This is a genomic window from Allorhizobium sp. nf9_anc, assembly GCF_056323085.1.
In genome coordinates, this window is record NZ_CM150481.1 from 813,666 (window position 1) to 834,785 (window position 21,120).

Genomic DNA, 21,120 nt, shown 5'->3' on the forward strand with positions numbered 1-21,120 from the left:
GAAAGCGCTCACACAGGACGAACATCATGAAATCGAAGAATGGTCCCCTTCGCGTCGGTATCGGCGGACCGGTCGGATCCGGCAAGACGGCGCTGACGGAGAAGCTCTGCAAGGCGATGCGCGACGACTATTCGGTCGCGGTCGTGACCAACGACATCTACACGCGCGAGGACGCCGATGCGCTGATCCGCATGCAGGCGCTGACGTCGGACCGGGTCGTCGGCGTGGAGACGGGTGGCTGTCCCCATACTGCGATCCGCGAGGATGCCTCGATCAACCTCAAGGCCATTGCCGATCTCAATGCCCGGATCCCGGACCTCGACATCGTCTTCATCGAGTCGGGCGGCGATAATCTCGCGGCAACCTTCTCGCCCGACCTCGCCGATATCACCCTTTACGTGATTTCAGTCTGCCAGGGCGAGGAGATCCCGCGCAAGGGCGGGCCGGGGATCACGCGATCGGATCTGCTTGTTATCAACAAGACCGACCTCGCGCCGCATGTCGGCGTTGATCTCGATGTGATGGAGAGGGATGCGGGCCGCATGCGCTCCGAGCGGCCCTTCGTCTTCACGGACCTGAAGCGCGGTGCTGGCGTCGACCGGATCGTCAGCTTCCTGCAGGAGAGTGGGGGGCTCTGAGCAGGCGGCAGACAGATCTGGGGCGAGGCGCGCTCAGATCTGCTTGAGCGCGCTCACGTCGCTGATATGGATCGTCCGCCCACGGACGATGACGCCGACGCGGCGAAGCGTCGAGAAGGCGCGGGAGAGCGCCTCGGGTGCTAAGCCGAGCTTGCCGGCCAGCAGGCTCTTCTGGAAGGGCAGGCGGATGGCCGCCGGGCCGCCCTCGGTTTCGCAATGGGTCAGAAGATAGTGTGCGACGCGCTGGGGGGCGGTCTGCAGACGGTCATTGGCGATGCAATCCATCGTCGCGCGCAGATGGTCCGACAGGCAGCGGATGATTGATTTCGCCACATCCTTCTCGTGTTCGGCGAGCGCCCGGACACGCTGCAGATCGAAGCGGGCGAGCGTCACCGTCTCGGCGGCCTGGGCGTTGTAGAGATACTTGTCGCCGAGGGCGAGCAGGCATTCGGCGAAGGTGTCTCCCGGACCGCAGATGCGGATGTCAGCCTCTCGGCCGTCCTTGTTCAGACGGTAGAGCCGCACATAGCCGCTGAGTACGCTGTAAAAGCAGTCGGCGGGCTCTCCTTCGCGGAACAGCACGTCCCGTGCCTCGTAGTTGGAGATATTGGCGATCTCCATCATCGAGGCCATGGCCGTCGGGCCAAGTTGTGACAAGAAGGACGTCCGCAGGAGCGTATTCTTGTCTCGCGAGTTCAGTCTCAGCATCTTGTTCACGGTTTTCACGGCTCCCCATCCATCACGGTGTCCGGGCATGCAGCGCTGCGATCGTCGCGCCTGCTTTCACCCGAATTAGGTCAGGGTCCCGCATCGGACCGGCGCATCTCCTGCAGGTCCTGATATCTTTGCCCTTCCCAGTCGATTCACATTATCGCGGTGCCAGCAAGTTCGGATTGATTTCGATCAAAGCCCCATGGGCATATGACGATTGTCGAATGCAGTTCCCCGACATGACCGCGGGCGCTCCGTTGCCGAGGCGCCCGCTCATGGAGAACTGTTGTTTTGCTGCTGGGTCTCAGAACTTCACGCCAAGACCGAATTTGACGGTGTGCTGGGTGAGCTCGGCTCCGATCGAGGCTGCGCCGAAGTCGAGTTCCCCGGTACCGAAGTCGTTGTAGCGATAGTCGATTCGACCGAAGATCCTGTCTGTGACTGCATAGTCCATGCCGGCGCCGAGAGTGTATCCGTGGAAGCTGGCGGTCGTGGTGGACACGCCGATATACTCCGCTTCCAGATGCGTGGCCGCCCAGCCGGCGGTCGTGTAGATCAGAAGGCGGTCGAAGGCATAGCCGAGGCGCAGGCGGGCGGAGCCTTGCCAGTCCGCACCGCCGGTGAAGGTGCCGAACGCCGCCGTCACTGTGACATCCTGAATGTTGTATTCGACGTCGCCTTCGATGCCGAGAACGAGGTTGTTGTCGAATTGCGCATTGACGCCGGCAAAGGCCCCGAGGACCGTGCCGTTGAGCGGGTCTTCTGTCGGCGGGTAGCCTGCGGGAGGCTCAAAGTAGCCGTCCATCCAGCCGTAGCCGCCGGCAATGCCTGCGTAACGACCGCTCCAGTCATAGGGCGCGGTTTCGACGTCAGCGGCGACGGGATCAGCCGCCGGCGTGCTGATGGCATCGCCAGCCGATGCTGTGCCGGCGAGCAGGGAAAAGGTGATCGTGATGAAAGGTCTCAAGGCAATCCTCAGAATCTGCAATAGCAATAATGCTTAGAGGTTGCATCATCGGGCTTGTGCGTGACTTGAGGATGCGGTGCCCTAGGGCACTCGAGACCGGCCGCCGATCTGCGGCGGCCGGTCTTGTCTGATCATTCCGCTGCGAGCGGCGGAAGGTTGATGACGTTGCCGTTGCCGTCGCTCTTGCGGCTCACCGGCTGGCTGCGTTCCACGGCAGAGACCCGTTTTTCAACGGCTTCCAGAGCCTGAACGTTTTTGCGGGCCAGGAAGGACAGGACTTCCGGTGTGAGTGGCTCTTCCTCTTCTTCCTTCTTGCCAACGAAGCGGCTGAAGATCCAGCCAAGCAGGCGGGAGACGTCGTCGAGGATCAGGAAGAAGGCGGGCACGACCACAAGGCTCAGCACCGTCGAGACGATGATGCCGCCGATGACGGCGATTGCCATCGGTGCGCGGAACGAGCCGCCTTCGCCGACGCCGAGCGCCGAGGGCAACATGCCCGCCGACATGGCGATCGAGGTCATGATGATCGGACGGGCGCGCTTGCGGCCTGCCTCGACCATGGCTTCGAGGCGATGCATGCCCTGACGGCGCATTTCGATGGCGAAGTCGACCAGCAGGATGGCGTTCTTCGTCACAATGCCCATGAGCATCAGGATGCCGATGAGAACGGGCATGGAGAGCGCGTTGTTCGTCAGGATCAACGCCACGGCCACGCCGCCGATCGCAAGCGGAAGCGAGAACAGGATGGTGAAGGGCTGGATCACGTCCTTGAAGAGCAGGATCAGCACCGTCAGCACCAGAAGCAGGCCGAGGATCATGGCGTTGACGAAGCTTTGCTGCATCTCGGCCTGGATCTTGGCGTCACCGCTTTCGGCCAGTCGCACGCTCTCCGGGATCTCGGCGCTTGCCACGGTGTCGCGGAAGGCGTTGGTCGCGGTATCGAGTGCCACGCCCTGCGGCAGGCCGGCGCCGATCGAAACGACGCGGTTGCGGTCGTTGCGCTTGATGGACGAGACGCCTTCCGCGTAGTCGATATCGGCGACGCTCGAGAGCGGAACGGTCGCACCACTTGCGGTGCGCACCTTCAGGGAGCGGATGGCGGCCAGATCGGTGCGCAGATTGGTTGACGCCTGGACGCGGATCGGGATCTGCCGGTTGTCCAGCGAGATCTTCGGAAGTGCCGCATCCACATCACCAATTGTGGCAACGCGAACCGTCTGGGCGATCTGCTGAGCTGTGATGCCAAGGCGGGCTGCTTCGTCCGCGCGGGGGCGGATCTGCAGTTCCGGACGGGGAAGGGCACCGTCGGCGCTGACATTGGCGAGTTCCGGCACCTGGCGCAGCTTGGCCTCGAGGATGCCGACGGCCTGGTTCAGCTCTTCCTCGTTCTTCGACAGGAAGTTGAAGGTGATGTCGCGTTCGCCACGGTCATTGAGCTTGGTGATGCGAATGTCCGGGATCGAAGCGAGCTTGGCGAAAACCTCTTCCTCGACGTCCCACTGAGGACGCACGCGGCCGTTTTCGGGCAGCTTCGGCAGATATTCGCCGATCAGCGGCAGGCCGCCGAGACCCTTGTTGACGAGCGTCTTGGCCAGCGAGTGCTCGATGCGATCGAGGTTCATCGTGACGCTGGCGCGACGCAGTTCCAGATCGCCGCGCGGCGACGAACCGCCGAGGATGAAGATGCTGGCGACGTCGGGCACATCCTGGATCGCGGCATAGATCGCATCCGTCTTGCGCTCGGTTTCTTCGAGTGTCGCGTTGGGCGGCAGCTCGACCGAGAGCACGATACGGCCCGCATCTTCCGGCGGGATGAAGCTGCCCGGGACGCCCGACAGGAGGACGATCGAGCCGATCAGGAAGAGGATGGCTGCAGCAAGCGTCAGCAGGCGGGATACCCAGCCAAAGCCGACGCGGGCGAACATGAAATGCACGAACCTGCCGGCCGGTGTTTCCGACTTTTCGCTCTGGCGCTCGACGCGTTCACCCCAGTTCCGCAGGAACTGCGGTGCCCAGCCGCCGGTCGTTGCCCGGACGATGCGGGTGTACATCTTGAGCGGCAGGCTGTCGTTGTCGTGATGGTCGTCCATCGCGTCTTCTGCGCGCATCAGGTAGGCGGCCATCATCGGCGTGATGAGGCGCGCCACAAGCAGCGAGAAGAAGACGGAGAAGGCTACCGTCAGGCCGAACTGGATGAAGTACTGGCCGGGAATGCCCGGCATGAAGGAAACCGGCACGAAGACCGCGATGATCGTGAAGGTCGTCGCGATGACGGCGAGGCCGATTTCATCTGCCGCCTCGATCGCCGCCCGATACGGCGTCTTGCCCATCTTGATGTGCCGGGCGATGTTTTCCACCTCGACGATCGCGTCGTCGACGAGAATACCGGTCGCCAGCGTCAGCGCCAGGAACGAGACGAGGTTCAGCGAGAAGCCCATCATGTCCATGACCCAGAAGGTCGGGATGGCCGAGAGGGGCAGGGCGACTGCCGAGATCAGCGTCGCGCGCCAGTTGCGCAGGAAGAGAAGCACCACGATGACGGCGAGGATCGCGCCCTCGACCAGCGTGTGCATGGCGGCTTCATAGTTGCCGTAGGTGAAGTAGACCGAGTCGTCGATCATCTCGATCTGGACGTCGGGGTTCTCGGCACGCACCGTGGCAAGGCTTTCGGCCACGGTCTCGGCAACCGTCACTTCGCTTGCACCCTTGGCGCGGAAGATGGCGAAGGAGACGACGGGCTTGCCGTCGTGGCGGGCGAAGGACTTCGGCTCTTCATAGGTGTCGGTGACACGGCCGATTTCGGACAGCTTGACGAAGCGACCGCCGGGGAGGGCGATCGTGGAATTGGCGAGGCTCTCGACATCCCGGTTGTCGCCCAGTGTGCGGATCGACTGCTCAGCACCCGCTACCTGACCACGACCGGAGCCGAGGTCGACATTGGTGCCCTTGAGCTGGCTCGAAATGTCGGATGCCGTGACGCCCAGTGCATCGAGACGGTTGGGATCGAGCTCGACGCGAACTTCGCGGTCGGCGCCGCCGTAGCGGTCGACACGGCCGATGCCGGGCTGGCCCTGGAGGGCGCGCTTGACGGTGTCGTCGACGAACCAGGACAGCTCGGCGAGATTCATGTTGGGCGAGGAGACGGCGAAGCTCTGGATCGCCTGACCTTCGACGTCAACCTTGGTGACGATGGGTTCATCGACGGAGGCCGGCAGGTCGCCGCGGATCTGGTCGATCGCGTCCTTGACGTCCTGAACTGCCTGTTCGGTCGGCACTTCCATGCGGAACATGACGACGGTCTGGGACTGTCCGTCCGTAACGGTCGAATTGATTTCGTCGACGCCGGTGATCGAGGCCACCGCGTCTTCGACTTCCTTCGTCACCTGGCTTTCGAGTTCAGCCGGGGAGGCGCCGCTCTGGCCGACGGTGATCGCCACCAGGGGAACGTCGATGTTCGGAAACCGGGTGATCGGCAACGCATAAAAGGACTGGATGCCGACGACCATCAGGAGGAAGAAGGCCAGGATCGGCGCAATCGGATTGCGGATGGACCATGCAGAGAAATTCATGGCGTCGTCGCCCTTCAGTTGGAAACGCTGCTGGTGTCTTCCACGGGGTTAATCTTGTCCCCGTCGCGGACAAACACGCCCGCCTTTGCGACGACCTTGTCGCCTTCATCGAGGCCCTCGGTCACCTGAATGTAGGACCCGTCCTGGATGCCCGTCTTGATCTCGACCATCTGCACGGTTCCGTCGAGAACCTTGCGCACCGTCGTCTTGCCGCCTTCGGTGGTGATCGCAGACAGCGGAAGGGCGATCCCTTTTGCTTCGCTGACAATGATCGCGGCACTGCCATACATGCCCGATCGGGCGGCCAGATCGTCGTCGAGTGCGATATGAACCGCGCCCAGACGGGTGACCGGATCGACGACCGGGGAGATGAGGCGCACAGAACCCGTCAGAGGTTGCGTGCTGCCGGCAATCGTGACGGCAGCCTTCTGGCCCTGCTTGAGGCGCAGGATATCATTTTCCGGGACATCCGCCACCAGTTCGATCTGCCCGTCGCGGATGACCGTGAAGAGCGGCTGGCCGGCGCCGGTTGCGATGGCGCCGATCCGGGCGTTGCGCACCGAAATGGTGCCTGTGACCGGAGACTTGATGTCGGTACGCGCGAGACGAAGGTCGGTATCGGCAATCTGCGTGTCGACGACCTTGATATCCGCTTCGGCGACGGTGATTGCCTGGCGGGCGGTCTCGACCCGGGCGGTCGCGCTGGCGAGCGACGTTTCAGCCTGCTCTTTTTGTGAGGTGGAGACGGAACCTGATGAGACCAGGCGCGTTGCACGTTCGAACTGGCGCTGCGCGTCGTTGAGGCTCGCTTCGGCTTCCACCAGTTGCGCCTGATACTGGGCAAGGGCGGCTTCAGCCTTGGCACGGTTGGCGAGATACTGGCTGCGCTGGAGCAGGAGTGCGTCTTCGCTCAGCTTCGCGACCACTGCGTCGGCCTGCACTGTATCGCCGACATCGGCGTTCAGCGACTGGATCTGCAGACCCTCGACCTGGGGCTGGATCTGCACTTCTTCCTCGGCGCGCAATGTGCCGGTGGAGACGACCCTGTCGACGAGGTCACGGCTTTCAGCCGCTGTGACGATAATGGCCGGGAGGTTCTGCGCTGGTGCCGTCGGCTGTTCCTGGGCAATGGCGACAGAGGCCGCCAGCGACAGAGTGGCAGCCATCAGCACGGACTTCGCGCTCGCGTTTCGAAACATGAGACCCTTCCCAGAGAATGATAAAAGCAGTTCTGAAAGCATTACGTCTTGTCAGCCGGATCGGCTCACAGCGCCGATGCTAACGACACTCATACGCTGTTTTCAACTTTTCGGCATCTGAACCCAGATGAAGAGGTGGGGGATCGCAAAACCGCTTGCAAGAGGCTTAAAGGCCATTTGCGATGCGCTCGTGAAAATAGTTCAATATAGAACGATGGTGTTGCCGATTTGCCAGTCCCGGCGACTGAAAATGATCAGTAAAACCTACAAATAGACACGGGGATTGCTCCCCGTGTCCTGTATTCGCTGTGGTCCGCCAAGACTATTTCAGGGCCGCGTCGGTGATCTCGGTCGTGAAGGCGCCGGTCGGCTCCTTGGAGATAACGGGATCCGAACCACCGCCGAGCAGGGTCTTCACCGTGCGATCGTAGTCGGCCTTGTCCAGCGCACCGGCAGAGCCAGCGGTCAGCTTGGCGACTTCGCTCATCATGCGCTTCTGATGGGCTTCGGTCTGGGCGCCTGAGGCGTCGTTTTCGAGTACGATTTCAGCAGCTTCGTCCGAATTGGCTTCGGCATACTTCCAGCCCTTCATCGAAGCGCGGACGAACTTGACCATCTTTTCCTTGAAGGCCGGGTCGGCGAGCTTGTCTTCGAGGACGTAGAGACCGTCTTCGAGCGTGGCCACGCCTTCGTCTTCATACTTGAAGGTCACAAGGTCTTCCGCCTTGATGCCGGCATCGATGACCTGCCAGTATTCGTTGTAGGTCATGGTGGAGATGCAGGCAGCCTGCTTCTGGAGAAGAGGGTCGACGTTGAAGCCCTGCTTGAGAACCGTCACGCCGCCTTCCGAACCGTCGGTCTTGATGCCGAGCGTGCTCATCCAGGACAGGAACGGATATTCGTTGCCGAAGAACCAGACGCCGAGGGTCTTGCCCTTGAAATCTTCCGGCTTGGTGATGCCGGTTTCCTTGAGGCAGGTCAGCATCATGCCCGAGGACTTGAAGGGCTGGGCAATGTTAACGAGCGGCACGCCCTTTTCGCGGGTGGCCAAAGCCGATGGCATCCAGTCGACGATCACATCTGCGCCGCCACCGGCCAGAACCTGCGGGGGGGCAATGTCTGGGCCGCCCGGCTTGATTTCGACGTCGAGGCCTTCTTCTTCGTAGAAGCCCTTGTCCTTCGCGACGTAGTAGCCGGCGAACTGGGCCTGGGTTACCCATTTCAGCTGGAGGGTGACCTTGTCGGCAGCGGCGGCCTGCATGGCGGTCAAGGAGACCGCAGCAGCCAGCAGCAGGGATGCGAGTTTGATTGTCATTTCAGTTCCCTCTTTTTTTGTTGGTTCAGTTCACGACCGTCCACCACGGACGGACGGATGCCAGAAGGTGACCCGGCGTTCTGCCAGTGCCACCAATCCGTAGAAGACCGAGCCGGCGAGTGCGGCAACCGCAATCTCGGCCCAGACCATGTCGACATTCGAGCGTCCAACCTCGGTCGAGATACGGAAGCCCATGCCGACAATCGGGGTGCCGAAGAATTCTGCCACGATCGCACCGATCAGCGCGAGGGTGGAATTGATCTTCAGCGCATTGAAGATGAAAGGCCAGGCGGCGGGAAGCCGCAGGCGCACCAGTGTCTGCCACCAGGAGGCGGCATAGGTGTGCATCAGGTCGCGCTCCATGTGGCTGGCGGCGGCCAGGCCCTGGACCGTGTTCACCAGCATCGGGAAGAAGGTCATGATGACGACGACGGCGACCTTGGACTGCCAGTCGAAGCCAAACCACATGACCATGATCGGGGCGATGCCCACAACTGGGAGTGCGGACACGAAATTGCCGATCGGCAGCAGGCCCTTTTGCAGGAAGGGGGAGCGGTCGATCAGGATCGCGACGAGGAAGCCGAGGCCGCAGCCGGCGACATAACCGGTGATCACAGATTTCAGGAAGGTCTGCTGGAAATCCGCCCAGAGGATATGGGTGGAGGTGAGAATGCGGGCCCAGATCATCGAAGGTGCCGGCAGCAGGATCGAGGGGATCTCGAAGCCGCGCACCATGCATTCCCAGATGACCAGCAGGGTCACCCCGAAGATCAGGGGGACAGCCAGCCCGATCGCGCGGCGGGTGGATGGATCCTTCGGACGCTGTGCCACCAGCCACTGGTTCAGACCCCAGGCGCCGAGCCAGAAAAGGAAGGCGAAGACGAGGTAACCGTTCATGGCTTGACCCCCATGCGTGCGAGAACCCGTATATGGGCCATGCCGACGATTGATACGAGGAGGGCAGCCAGCCCCGCCGCCATGAAGAGGGCGGCCCAGATTTGGATGGTCTGGCCATAATAGGAGCCGGACAGCAGGCGGGCGCCAAGACCGGCGACGGCTCCTGTCGGCAGCTCACCGACGATGGCCCCGACCAGCGAGATCGCGATCGCCACCTTCAACGAGGTGAAAAGATAGGGCATCGAGGCCGGCCAGCGCAGTTTCCAGAAGGTCTGGGAGGGGCTGGCATGATAGGTGTGCATCAGGTCGAGCAGCAGCATGTCAGGGCTGCGCAGGCCCTTCACCATGCCGACGACGATCGGGAAGAAGGAAAGATAGGTCGATATCAGCGCCTTGGGCATCAATCCTGAGATGCCAATGGAATTCAGCACGACGATGATCATCGGCGCGATGGCGAGGATCGGGATTGTCTGGGAGGCGATCACCCAGGGCATCAGCGACTTGTCCATGGCCCTGTTATGGACGATGGCGATGGCGAGCACGATGCCGAGCACGGTGCCCATGCCAAAACCGGCCAGCGTCGCCGAGAGCGTGATCCAGGCATGATAGACAAGGCTGCGCTTGGAGGTGACGGCCTTGTTGAACACCGTGTCCCAGAGTTCGGCGACGATCTGGTGTGGCGCGGGCAGGATCGGACGTTCCTGGGCGAAGGTCCGCTCGACGACCTGGGAGAAGGTGATCTCTTCATTTGCACGTGCGGCCTGATCACGGACGAAGGGCGCGTTCAGATAGACAACGAAGAGATGCCAGATAACGAGGATCGCGAAGAGAACCGTCAGGACCGGCAGGATGCGGTCACGAAAGGCGGAAGGGGCTGACGTCATCAGGCACCTCCTTTTGCGGGATAGAGCATGAGGGCCATGGAGACGACACCAAGTGCGACGCCCGCCGTTTGGACGGCGCTCAGGCGTTCGCCGAAGAGGAAGAAGGCAATGACGTTGATGAGGACGAGCTGGGCGATGGCCGAGGCGGATATGGCGAGGCCAAGACCACCCTCTCGCATCAGTTTCACCATCATCAGATTGCCGATGCAGTAGAGAGCCAGCGATGCGAGAAGCACCCAGAGCTTGCCGTTGTCGACATAGGCGCGGGAGACGGTCGCCGCACCGAGGAAGGTCGCCATGGCGGCACCGAGCCAGAGGAGGAAGGTGGGGTTCATGGGGTGTTACCCTCAATCACAAGACTATTCCTCATAAGAATGCCCCGCCTTCAGACCCTCGCGCACCCGGTGCGCGATCTCCAGAAACTCCGGCGTCTCGCGGATGTCGAGTGGGCGTTCCTTCGGCAGCGTCGACTCGATGATGTCGGTCACCCGGCCCGGCCTCGGGCTCATGACGACGATCTTGGTCGAGAGATAGACGGCCTCGGGGATCGAATGGGTGACGAAGCAGATGGTCTTGTTGGTGCGGGCCCAGAGTTTCAGCAGTTCGGAATTCAGGTGGTCGCGGACGATTTCGTCGAGCGCGCCGAAGGGTTCGTCCATCAGCAGAAGGTCGGCGTCGAAGGCGAGCGCGCGGGCGATCGAGGCGCGCTGCTGCATGCCGCCTGACAGCTGCCAGGGATATTTCTTGGCAAAGCCCGAGAGGTTGACCAGATCCAGCGTCTGCTCGATGCGCTTCTTCTTTTCGACAGCACTGTAGCCCATGATTTCGAGCGGCAGCGCAATGTTGTTTTCGATCGTGCGCCAGGGATAAAGCGCCGCCGCCTGAAAGACATAGCCGTAGGAGCGCGCCTTGCGGGCCTCTTCCGGTGTCATGCCGTTGACGGTGATCTCACCGCCGGTGTGCTTTTCAAGGTCGGCGATAACGCGCAGGAAGGTGGTCTTGCCGCAGCCGGAGGGGCCGATGAAGGAGACGAAATCGCCCTTCTTCACCTCGAGATCGACATTCGACAGGGCGTGGACGGGGCCGTCATTGGTCTCGAAGGTGAGGCTCAGGTTCCTGGCCGAGACGACGGAGTAAGGTGCATTCATGCGCTAGGACCAATCGGGTTTATTGCAAAGGCAGTCTGCCTCTTGCATTCTTTTGACATGCGGCCGCTCGGGAGCAGCGGGCCGGGAGAGGCGGGCCTGCCGCCGGTGAGAAGAGGACGGGACAATGGACGCATCAGCAAAACCCACCTGCCGGATCGTGCAGCCCGGCCACACCTATGAGGGCAAGCAGGGACTGAGTTACTTCGAGGGCATTGCCGCCGAGACCGTGGGCGCCAAGGGCATCTGCATGCATGTGCTGTCCATGCCGCCCGGTGCCCGCGCCAAGGCGCATCTGCACGAGAGCCACGAGACCGCAATCTACATGCTCTCCGGCCAGGCACATACCTGGTATGGCGAGAGGCTTGAGAACCATGTGGTGGTTCACGCGGGCGAGCTCTTCTACATTCCGGCCGGCGTGCCGCATCTGCCGGCCAACCTGTCGAACGCGCCCTGCACGGCGATCATCGCGCGCACCGACCCGAACGAGCAGGAAAGCGTTGTGCTGCTGCCGGAGCTGGATGGGCTGGTCGAGGTTTGACGCTGAGTTCATCTCGCCAGCCCTTCTGTTCGGGACAGGGCGATCAGCCAGTAGATGATCGCGCAAATCATACCTGTCGGGACCAGTGACAGGGCCATTGATGCCGAGTTCTGATTGAAGAATCGGCCCCAGGTTGCCAGTTGCAAAAGAGCGATGCCGGAAAGGGGGCAGGCGGCACCCGCGATGGCGAAATGCCACCAGCGGTTCCAACGCATTCGCAGCAGCACCCAGGTCGCCAGCAAGGTGAAGGGGGCAGCGAGCAACAAGGCAACCGGCAGGATCTCGAGGGTCAGCTGAAGTGCTTGAAGAATGGGGCGCGGAAACATCGAGATGAAGTGCGGCAGGCGGCCGTAAGTGAAAGCATCTTCGACCTCCATGGTGGCCCAGATGCCCATGACGCCGACAAACACGGCCGCCGCATAGCCAGCCCCGAAGCGGGCACTCCTCAGCAGCCATGTCTTCTTCGCTGGCCTCACGCTCACACCCCCGTAGCCGGAATGCCCGTGCGTTCCACCTTGCGCGGGGCGACCAGTTCCTTCCAGGTCGACAGCGCCTTGGAAACGGCGGGGAAGGGCTCGCGCTTGACGAACTTGCCGTGGCCCTCACGGGTCTTCACAGCGCTCTCCTCGATCGCGACATAACCGCGGGTCAGCGTGTAGCGCGGCAGGCCGGTCACTTCCTTGCCTTCGAAGACATTGTAGTCGATCGACGATTGCTGGGTCTTGGCGGAGATGGTCTTGGAGCGCTTGGGATCCCAGACCACGAGGTCGGCATCGGCGCCGACGAGGACGGCACCCTTCTTCGGGTAGATGTTGAGGATCTTGGCGATGTTGGTCGAAGTGACCGCGACGAATTCATTCATCGTCAGGCGGCCGGTCGCAACGCCATAAGTCCAAAGCATCGGCATGCGGTCTTCAAGGCCACCGGTGCCGTTCGGGATCTTGGCGAAGTTGCCGACGCCGAAGCGCTTCTGTTCGCTGGTGAAAGCGCAGTGGTCGGTGGCAACGACCGAGAGCGAGCCCGACTGCAGACCGGCCCAAAGTGAATCCTGGTGCTGCTTGTTGCGGAAGGGGGGCGACATGACGCGGCGGGCGGCGTGGTCCCAGTCCTTGTTGAAATATTCGCTCTCGTCGAGCGTCAGGTGCTGGATCAGCGGCTCGCCATAGACGCGCATGCCTTTCTGCCGGGCGCGGCGGATGGCTTCATGCGCCTGTTCGCAGGAGGTGTGCACGACATAGAGCGGAACACCGGCCATGTCGGCCAGCATGATGGCGCGGTTGGTCGCTTCGCCTTCGACTTCAGGCGGACGGGAATAGGCATGGGCCTCCGGACCGTTATTGCCTTCGGCCAAGAGCTTTGCCGTCATCGAGGCGACGACGTCGCCGTTCTCGGCATGCACCATCGGCAGCGCGCCGAGTTCGGCGCAGCGTTGGAAGGAGGCGAACATCTCGTCGTCGTTCACCATCAGCGCGCCCTTGTAGGCCATGAAGTGCTTGAAGGTGTTGATGCCCCTGTCCTGCACGACGGTCTTCATCTCGTCGAAGACGCGCTCGTTCCAGCCGGTGATCGCCATGTGGAAGGAATAGTCAGCCGTGGCGCGGGAGGTCTTGTTGTCCCACATCTGCAAGGCTTCGAGCAGCGACTGGTCAGGGCCGGGCAGGCAGAAGTCCACGACCATGGTCGTGCCGCCGGAGAGGCCGGCGCGGGTGCCGCTTTCGAAGTCGTCGGCGGAATAGGTGCCCATGAAGGGCATTTCGAGATGCACATGCGGATCGATACCACCAGGCATGACATAACAGCCCGCCGCATCCAGCACGGTGTCGCCGGAAAGGTTCGGTCCGATCTCGACGATCACGCCGCCCTCGATCTTGACGTCAGCCTTGTAGGTCAGATCGGCGGTGACGATGGTGCCGCCCTTGATGACTGTGGTGGTCATATGCTCTCTCCCTCGTTTGTTGTTCTCAAGACTGCGCTCTGAATTGCTGCAAGCCGGTGATGTTGATGATCGCCGTCTCCAGCAGCGTCATTTCATCCTCGCTCAGATGGCCGATAACCTGGCGTATTGCCGCCTTCTTCAAATGGGTGATTTTGTCAGCCATATTTTGGGATCGTTCCTTCAGGCCATTGGCTTTCGATGGCTCTAGCGTCGGGCGAAAATCCGCCGCATCCGAGAGAAATGTCGATAGTGGACAGAGCAGCAGCGTAACGTGGTGTTCGATGTAGTGGTCGGCTTGAACGATCACTGCAGGCCTCGGTTTGCCCAGATCGCCTTGGAAGGCGGCCGTCACCATGTCACCGCGCGCAAACCTCACGGCTTATCCCAGTCTTCAGCTATGTCTTCGCCAATCAGTTCCTCAATGCCTGCGCGGCGATCGGCCTCTACCGCAGCTCTGGTCTGTCTTGCTGCTTCCGCCCGAGATGTCTCGCTGGACATGTCCGGCACCCAAATCTCAATCGGGCGATAGCCACGCCTCAGCAGGTCAGCCCGCTCTTCCTGTGACAATTCCCTTGGTCGTCCCATGGTTCGCTCCCGTTTAGGACTGCTCGCAAGTCTCGATCCTACCCCACAATCTCCGCCGTCTCCAGAACTGCCCGTAGCAGCACGTCGCAGCCGGCAGATGCCCATTCCTTGGAAATCTCCTCGGCCTCGTTATGGCTCAAGCCACCGACACAAGGGCACATGATCATGGTTGAGGGCGCGACCTTGGCGGCCCAGCAGGCGTCGTGGCCGGCGCCGGAGATGATGTTCATGTGGGAATAACCGAGGTCTTCGGCGGCCTTGCGGACGGAGGCGACGAGTTTCGGGTCGAAGGTCACCGGATCGAAATGGCCGACGGCCTCTACCGCACAGCCGACGCCGAGCGCTGAACAGATCTCGGCGGCCTTCGCCTCGATCGTGGCCCGCATGCGGTCGAGCTTTGCCTGCTCTGGCGTGCGGATGTCGACGGTGAAGACGACTGTGCCGGGCAGGACGTTGCGGGAATTGGGCGAAAACTTCACCTGGCCGACACCGCCGACGGCGCCGGGCTGTTCGCTCATTGCGACCTCCTGGACCATTTCCATGATCCGGGCCATGGCAAGGCCGGCATTGACGCGCAGGTTCATCGGGGTGGAGCCGGTATGGGCTTCCTTGCCGGTCAGGGTGAATTCCAGCCACCACAGACCCTGACAGTGGGTGACGACGCCGATCTGCTTCTCTTCGGCTTCGAGGATTGGGCCTTGTTCGATGTGGTATTCGAAATAGGCATGCATCTTTCGGGCGCCGACCTTTTCGTCGCCGACCCAGCCGATGCGCTTCAGCTCATCGCCAAAGGTCTTGCCGTCCATGTCCTTGCGGCCATAGGCGTAATCCTGGGTCAGCATGCCAGCAAAGACGCCGGAGGCGAGCATGGCAGGCGCAAAGCGGGCGCCTTCCTCGTTGGTCCAGTTGGTGACGACGATGGGGTGTTTGGTCTTGATGTTGAGGTCGTTCATTGAGCGCACGACTTCCAGACCGGCGAGCACGCCGAGCACGCCGTCATATTTGCCGCCGGTCGGCTGGGTGTCGAGGTGGCTGCCGATATAGACGGGCAGGGCATCCGGATCGGTGCCGGCGCGGGTCATGAACATGTTGCCCATGGTGTCGACGCCCATGGTGAGCCCCGCATCCTCGCACCAGCGCTTGAAGAGGCGGCGGCCTTCGGCATCCTCGTCGGTCAGGGTCTGACGATTGTTGCCACCCGCCACGCCGGGGCCAATCTTCGCCATGTCCATGAGCATGTCCCACAGCCGATCGCCGTTCACGCGAAGGTTCGTGCCGGGTTGCGCCGTCATTGCAGATCCTCACCTGTTTTTCGGGGATCCGGATCTTCCGCCCGTTCCCCATGTTCCCGGGGTCAGCGACAGCGGCTTGTCTTTGTCTTTTCCGCTGTCGTATCGGCAGTTGCCTTTATTTGACATCTGTCCAATAATTTGACCGACTGGTAAAACATTACAACTTCCATCACGGCACTCAAGACGAAATCGGCAAAATTCTGCGACAAAAATTAAAGCAGATGCCCAGTTTTTGGGCTTCAATATTGCTGAGCGAGTTCAGTATCTTAGGCAGGGAACAACTCTAAGATGGCGATACCGAGAGCGGCGCAAACCCAGAGGCGGACGCGGATCCAGGAGGAGAAGGAGGAGCTCATCCTGGAGGCGGCGCTGGAGGTGTTCTCGCAGCGGGGATTCCATGGCTCGACGATCGACCAGATCGCCGAGGTCGCCGGCATGTCGAAGCCGAACCTGCTCTATTATTTCCGCACAAAGGAGGCCATGCACCGGGCGCTGATCGACCGGGTGCTGGAGAACTGGCTCGAGCCCCTACAGGCATTCGATGCCGAGGGTGATCCGGAGGAGGAGATCCGCTCCTACATCCGGCGCAAGCTGGAGATGGCGCGGGAGTTTCCGCGCGAAAGTCGGCTCTTTGCCAACGAGATCCTGCAGGGGGCGCCGCATATCGCGGGCGTGCTCGATGGCCCGCTCAAGGAACTGGTCGACGAGAAGGCGGAAGTCATTCGTGTCTGGATCGCGTCGGGCAAGGTGCGCGATTGCGATCCGCATCACATGATCTTCTCGATCTGGTCGACGACCCAGCATTATGCGGATTTCGACGTCCAGGTGAAGGCTGTGCTCGGAAGCGGCCGCGACGGGGCGGACCGCTTCGAAGAGGCGGCGCGTTTCCTCGAAGGTCTTTTCGTCAGCGGCCTGATCGTCAAGCCGGCAAGCAGTTCTGTCGTCAGTCCCTGAGCAGTCCCATTACCAGCAGGCCGGCCGCCGTGACCAGCGCTCCGATGAAGACGGCGGGGCTTGCCCAGCCATGGCCAAGCATGCCTTCCAGCAGGATGATGAAGGTCGGCGTCAGGTAGCCGTAGCCGAGCACCTTGGGGGCGGGCAGGCGCATGGATGCGTATTGCAGCAGCATGAAGGTGATCGCGGTCGTCACGATCGAGAGATAGGCGATCGTCGCCCAGACGGTGCCGGGCAGGTTGACGAAGTCCGTTTCGGCCAGCGGGATCGCGCCGGTCGGTAGCAGCCAGGGTATAGTGAAGACCACGACCCAGAAGCCGAAGGCGACCGGGTTTTCGCCGAGGCCGAATCGCCGGATGAGCGGCACATAGGCGCCGTGGCAGATCACGCCGACGAAATAGATGAGCTCTCCGCGACCGACATCGAAGGAGAGGATGGCGCCGATATCGGCGCGAAAGATTACCCAGATCGCGCCGAGGGCGGCGATCACCAAGGCAGCCAGCACGTCGGGACGTGTCTTCTGGCCGATGAAGAGGAGCGCAAATCCGGCTGAGATCAGCGGCATCAGGGTGAAGACGGCGCCTGTCTGCACCGGGCTCGTGAATTCGAGCGCTGCAAACATCGTCAGCATGTAGATGGCGATCAGGCCGCCCAGCAGCGCATAGCGCCATACGCGCTGCGGTTTGGCGAAGGGGATGCGCAGGATGCCGAAGGTCATGATGCCCATGACCACCATGGTCATCAGGTAGCGCCAGAGGGTGAGGGGTCCTGCCTCCAGATGCTGGGCTGCCATGCCGCCGAAGGAGAAGGATCCCGCGATCAGGGCGGCAAAGAGCAGCATGGCCGCATGGGCCTTCAGCTTCTCGCGCCCCGTGGCGTGGATCGTGTGGCGATTGACGGGGGACGCGGCGGGCTCTGCTTGGTCTGTCATGATCTGCCTTATGAGGACCGACCTCGACCGTCCTTAGGGGGCGTGACTTGACCGGGCCGGTATTCTCCTTCATCTGCGGCGGGTGGTCGTGCCGCTCGGCATGGCCCTTCACAGATCTTGCCACGGCAGTTAATCGAAAGCGGACCTGATGACAACGATGATCGGCTTCACCGACACGGACAAGAGCACAAGTGCTGTGCTGGAGGACGTGATTCGTTCCATGGATGAGGAGCATATCACGCTCCGCCAGATCCTTGAGAAGATGGGCGAAAGCGGGCTTCTCCTGCTCTGCGGTCTCCTGTCCCTGCCGTTTCTCGTGCCGGTTTCCATCCCGGGTGTCTCGACCGTATTCGGCGCCGGGATCGTGCTGATCGGCATTGCCGTCACATTCAATCGATTCCCCTGGCTGCCGTCCAAGCTCGCGGATCGCAAGCTCGAGCGCAGCAAGCTCGTGCCGGTGCTGGAGCGCGGACTCACGATCCTGCGCAAGGTCGACCGCTATGTCCGTCCACGTCTGCTGGGTCTGACGACGGGTGGCCTCGTCAGCCGGATCAACGGCCTCGTGCTGACTTTTGCCGGCGTGCTGTTGATGATGCCGTTGAGCTTCATTCCGTTTTCCAACACGCTGCCCGGTGTCGCGATCCTGCTGCTCTCGACGGGCATTTCGCAGCGCGACGGCGGCGTCGTGCTGGCGGGGCATCTGCTGGTGGTGCTGACGCTTCTCTATTTTGGCGGTCTTGCCTGGGCGGCTTATGCTGCCGGAAACAGCCTGCTAGGCTGACGGGTTTCAGGCCGTCCGCTGCCAGAGGGTTTCGCGTTCGCCCGCGTGTTTGCGCGCGAAGTCCATCAATGCGTCGGCGCTCATCGGCCGGGCAAGGGCATAACCCTGCAGCGTATGGCAGCCGAGATCCCGCAGGATCGCGGCATGTTCCATGGTCTCGACGCCTTCCGCCACGATGCCGACGCCGAAGGATCGGCCGATATCGACGATCGAGCTGATCAGGCGGCGCTGCGCGGGGTTGTCGACGATCGGGGCCACCAGCTGCCGGTCGATCTTCAGGCGGCTGGGTGAGAGCTTGATCAAGGACAGGATCGAGGCATAGCCGGTGCCGAAATCGTCGATCTCGACGGAGATGCCATGGGCGCGGATGCGCTCCAGGCTTTCAGCGACTGCGTCTACCTTGTCATCAAACGAAATCGATTCGAGCAGTTCGAAGGACAGGCTCCCCGGCTTCAGCGATAGTGTGTCCAGATGGCTGATGAGGCGATCGTCGAACAGGCGCTGGGCGGAGATGTTCACCGACACATGCTCGATATCGAGATTGGCGGCGCGCCAGCGGGCCAGCTGAAACAGCGCCTGGTCGAGGATGCTTGCATCGATCTGGGCGACGACGTTGAGGCTTTCGGCGATTTCGAGGAAGGCAGCGGGCGGCAGAATGCCCTTCTTCGGGTGACGCCAGCGGGCTAGCGCTTCCACACCGTTGATCGCGAGCGTGTGGGCGTCAAATTGCGGCTGGTACCAGGCGATGAAGTCGTCATCCCCGAGCGAGCGGAGAATGGCGTCTGCGGTGTGCTTGATGTTGATGGTGCGGGCGCGGAGCTGGTCGTTGAAGCGCTCAACGCGATTGCGGCCGCGTCGCTTGGCCTCGTAGAGGGCAATGTCGGCATTCACTAGCAACTGCTCTGCCGACAAGTCGCGCTCGGTCTTGTCGGCGATGCCGATGGACGCTCCCACGCGGCACTCATGGCCCTCATAGACGATCGGCGTGTTCACGGCGGTGATGAGTTTGCGCCCGACGACGTCATGATCCTGGTCCAGGGTGCAGCCTTTGCAGGCGATCAGGAATTCGTCGCCGCCGATGCGGGCTACAAAGTCGCCGGGCTTGACCAGGTTTCGCAGTTCGTGTGCCACATGGCGTAGGATGGCGTCGCCGGCACCATGGCCGAGGGTGTCATTGATTTCCTTAAAGCGGTCTAGGTCCATGTGGAGCACAGTCAGGCGCTCTCCGGACGTGTTGCTTTCCAGGACGAGTTCTTCGAGACGCTGGTCGAGATAGCGGCGGTTGGGCAGTCCGGTCAGGGCGTCATGCAGGGAGTTGTACTCCATCCGCTGCCGCGCCGATTCCAGTTCCTCGTTGCGCTGTGCCGTCTCTTTCTGGGCGCGGCCCAGTTGCTCCTGCAGGGTTACGTCAGCGCTGACATCCCAGTTGACGCCAAGCACGCTGATCTTCCCGTCCGAATCCCGGAAAATCGTACCGACAGCGCGTATATGGCGGATTTCGCCATTGTCGCGGAAAATGCGGAACTGGGTCTCGTAGGTCTTGTCTGAGGCAATCGCATCATCAAGCGCTTCGTCCGAAGGGCCGATATCATCGGGATGGACACGCGATTTCCAGACCTCGTAGCAGGCGTCGACGTCAGGCGGGAGCCCGTAGAGTTGATACATGCGCTCGTCCCACCGGATATTTCCGGTGGCGAAGTCGAGTTCCCAGATGCCGATGGTGGAGGCCTCCAGTGCCAGACCCAAGCGGTTTGACATTGCGGACAACTGTTCTTCGCGCTGGCGCAAGGCGGCATAATTGCGCTGCCGTTCGCGCATGAGCTGTGCTACCCAGATGACGCTTCCGGCCATCAACGCTGCCATGACGAAGATCATGGTGCGAATGGGGAAGCTCTGACTGCTGACGCCCTGCCAGCCCTCTTTCGGGATCGCCGAGAGAAGCCAGTGCTGGGTCCCGAAATTGACCACCATGGAGACGGGATCGTCTTTCAGAATATGGCCATCGCCGTAGATCACCGAGGATCTGGTTTCGTTCTGATTGGTGATAGCGAGCGAAAGCGGCAGGTCCGGTGAGCGCAGTCCGCTGTCGTCATAAAGGCGGGCGACATCGACAATGCCTGCAAGGCCACCCCAGAAGACGCTCTGGCCGACGTCGTTGGTCATGGTGACCGGGAGCGTGATGATCAGCCCCATGTCGCCATTGTTGAGGGGGAGGGGACCCCGAATGATGGTCTTGCCCTCTTCTCGCAATTGCCGGGCGGCGGCCTCGCCATTGGGCGGTGGCACTACCCAGCGGCCGATGAAGCCCTTGTTCTCCTCATAGGGGTAAACGAAGGTGGTTATGAGGTTGGGTGCGGCTGCAATGTTGGTGATCTGTGAAGGGATCGCCATCAGTTTCGTCGCCAGCGATTCAAATCGCGGCTGCGTCACGTGGGGTTCGGTGCCGATGACAGCCACCATGCCCTGCAGAAGCTTGATGTTGGCATTGATGTTGGCTTCGAGCTTCGTGCGGATCAGGCCGAGGCTCTCTTCGACCGTGTTGCGTGCTGCTTCGCGGCTCAGGCGCTGCTGCTGCAGGTCTGCATAGAATGCCGATAATGCGATGCCTGTCAGGACGATCACGCTGGGAATCAGAATCTGAAGGCGCGACCTCAGAGAAGAAACGCCATCTGCACTCTTTTTCTTGCTAGCCATGGTCTCCTTGCCTGGTCTGCCTGGCTCGAAGCCAACGGAGGCACGGCCGACGGGGGCGATCGTGGAGTATAGCGCTGAACA

General features: G+C 61.8%; 20 protein-coding genes. 4 read left to right on the forward strand and 16 right to left on the reverse strand.

What is annotated here, in order from left to right:
* The first annotated feature begins 26 nt into the window (after window positions 1–26).
* A complete protein-coding gene (gene ureG, locus AC02Y0_RS03715) occupies window positions 27–638 on the forward strand; it encodes an urease accessory protein UreG (protein WP_102018239.1) in 612 nt (203 codons plus the stop codon).
* A gap of 33 nt (window positions 639–671) precedes the next feature.
* Here ureG and AC02Y0_RS03720 read toward each other — a convergent pair whose 3' ends face one another.
* The 9 genes from AC02Y0_RS03720 to AC02Y0_RS03760 form a co-directional block, all read right to left on the reverse strand.
* Window positions 672–1,346, reverse strand: a complete 675-nt coding sequence (locus tag AC02Y0_RS03720; RefSeq protein WP_444556699.1) for a Crp/Fnr family transcriptional regulator — start codon at window positions 1,344–1,346, stop codon at window positions 672–674.
* Between the two features lie 307 nt (window positions 1,347–1,653).
* On the reverse strand, window positions 1,654–2,316 hold the full coding sequence (locus AC02Y0_RS03725) for an outer membrane protein (RefSeq protein ID WP_476382501.1): 663 nt from the start codon (window positions 2,314–2,316) through the stop codon (window positions 1,654–1,656).
* Window positions 2,317–2,447: 131 nt separating this feature from the next.
* Window positions 2,448–5,885 carry an efflux RND transporter permease subunit gene (locus tag AC02Y0_RS03730; RefSeq protein WP_476382503.1) on the reverse strand — a complete coding sequence of 1,146 codons (3,438 nt, stop codon included), beginning with the start codon at window positions 5,883–5,885 and terminating at the stop codon, window positions 2,448–2,450.
* Window positions 5,886–5,899: 14 nt separating this feature from the next.
* Window positions 5,900–7,084 (reverse strand): efflux RND transporter periplasmic adaptor subunit, encoded by a 1,185-nt coding sequence (locus AC02Y0_RS03735; RefSeq protein WP_476382504.1) that lies wholly within the window; start codon window positions 7,082–7,084, stop codon window positions 5,900–5,902.
* Between the two features lie 322 nt (window positions 7,085–7,406).
* Window positions 7,407–8,399 (reverse strand): ABC transporter substrate-binding protein, encoded by a 993-nt coding sequence (locus tag AC02Y0_RS03740; protein WP_476382506.1) that lies wholly within the window; start codon window positions 8,397–8,399, stop codon window positions 7,407–7,409.
* 30 nt (window positions 8,400–8,429) lie between these two features.
* Complete coding sequence (locus AC02Y0_RS03745; RefSeq protein ID WP_476382508.1) at window positions 8,430–9,296, reverse strand: ABC transporter permease; 867 nt, start codon at window positions 9,294–9,296, stop codon at window positions 8,430–8,432.
* The gene (locus AC02Y0_RS03750; protein ID WP_476382510.1) at window positions 9,293–10,180 is read right to left on the reverse strand and encodes an ABC transporter permease; all 888 of its coding nucleotides are present in this window, start codon (window positions 10,178–10,180) and stop codon (window positions 9,293–9,295) included. The genes AC02Y0_RS03745 and AC02Y0_RS03750 overlap by 4 nt, the downstream gene beginning before the upstream one ends.
* Window positions 10,180–10,515: a hypothetical protein gene (locus AC02Y0_RS03755; protein ID WP_444556452.1), complete on the reverse strand. Its 336-nt coding sequence runs from the start codon at window positions 10,513–10,515 to the stop codon at window positions 10,180–10,182. Before AC02Y0_RS03755 ends, AC02Y0_RS03750 begins: the two co-directional genes overlap by 1 nt.
* Window positions 10,516–10,539: 24 nt before the next feature.
* Window positions 10,540–11,328 (reverse strand): ABC transporter ATP-binding protein, encoded by a 789-nt coding sequence (locus tag AC02Y0_RS03760; protein ID WP_476382512.1) that lies wholly within the window; start codon window positions 11,326–11,328, stop codon window positions 10,540–10,542.
* Window positions 11,329–11,452: 124 nt separating this feature from the next.
* Between AC02Y0_RS03760 and AC02Y0_RS03765 the strand changes: the two genes are divergently transcribed.
* Entirely contained in the window at window positions 11,453–11,866 is a 414-nt protein-coding gene (locus AC02Y0_RS03765; RefSeq protein ID WP_476382514.1) for a cupin domain-containing protein, read from the forward strand.
* Between the two features lie 8 nt (window positions 11,867–11,874).
* Here AC02Y0_RS03765 and AC02Y0_RS03770 read toward each other — a convergent pair whose 3' ends face one another.
* From AC02Y0_RS03770 to AC02Y0_RS03790, 5 genes are all read right to left on the reverse strand, one after another.
* On the reverse strand, window positions 11,875–12,276 hold the full coding sequence (locus tag AC02Y0_RS03770; protein WP_476382516.1) for a hypothetical protein: 402 nt from the start codon (window positions 12,274–12,276) through the stop codon (window positions 11,875–11,877).
* Between the two features lie 68 nt (window positions 12,277–12,344).
* A complete protein-coding gene (gene hydA, locus AC02Y0_RS03775; protein ID WP_476382518.1) occupies window positions 12,345–13,802 on the reverse strand; it encodes a dihydropyrimidinase in 1,458 nt (485 codons plus the stop codon).
* Between the two features lie 25 nt (window positions 13,803–13,827).
* Entirely contained in the window at window positions 13,828–14,178 is a 351-nt protein-coding gene (locus AC02Y0_RS03780; protein ID WP_476382519.1) for a type II toxin-antitoxin system PemK/MazF family toxin, read from the reverse strand.
* On the reverse strand, window positions 14,175–14,387 hold the full coding sequence (locus tag AC02Y0_RS03785) for an antitoxin MazE-like protein (protein ID WP_476382521.1): 213 nt from the start codon (window positions 14,385–14,387) through the stop codon (window positions 14,175–14,177). The genes AC02Y0_RS03780 and AC02Y0_RS03785 overlap by 4 nt, the downstream gene beginning before the upstream one ends.
* A gap of 38 nt (window positions 14,388–14,425) precedes the next feature.
* Window positions 14,426–15,679, reverse strand: coding sequence for a Zn-dependent hydrolase (locus tag AC02Y0_RS03790; RefSeq protein WP_476382523.1), 1,254 nt, complete (start codon window positions 15,677–15,679; stop codon window positions 14,426–14,428).
* A 288-nt stretch (window positions 15,680–15,967) separates the two neighbouring features.
* Here AC02Y0_RS03790 and AC02Y0_RS03795 point away from each other — a divergent pair, with 288 nt between their 5' ends.
* Entirely contained in the window at window positions 15,968–16,633 is a 666-nt protein-coding gene (locus tag AC02Y0_RS03795) for a TetR family transcriptional regulator C-terminal domain-containing protein (protein WP_476382525.1), read from the forward strand.
* Here AC02Y0_RS03795 and AC02Y0_RS03800 read toward each other — a convergent pair.
* Window positions 16,623–17,564: a DMT family transporter gene (locus AC02Y0_RS03800; RefSeq protein ID WP_476382527.1), complete on the reverse strand. Its 942-nt coding sequence runs from the start codon at window positions 17,562–17,564 to the stop codon at window positions 16,623–16,625. The genes AC02Y0_RS03795 and AC02Y0_RS03800 overlap by 11 nt on opposite strands.
* Before the next feature lie 148 nt (window positions 17,565–17,712).
* Between AC02Y0_RS03800 and AC02Y0_RS03805 the strand changes: the two genes are divergently transcribed.
* On the forward strand, window positions 17,713–18,345 hold the full coding sequence (locus AC02Y0_RS03805; protein ID WP_444556460.1) for an exopolysaccharide biosynthesis protein: 633 nt from the start codon (window positions 17,713–17,715) through the stop codon (window positions 18,343–18,345).
* 6 nt (window positions 18,346–18,351) lie between these two features.
* Here AC02Y0_RS03805 and AC02Y0_RS03810 read toward each other — a convergent pair whose 3' ends face one another.
* On the reverse strand, window positions 18,352–21,039 hold the full coding sequence (locus AC02Y0_RS03810; RefSeq protein WP_476382529.1) for a bifunctional diguanylate cyclase/phosphodiesterase: 2,688 nt from the start codon (window positions 21,037–21,039) through the stop codon (window positions 18,352–18,354).
* Window positions 21,040–21,120 lie beyond the last annotated feature (81 nt).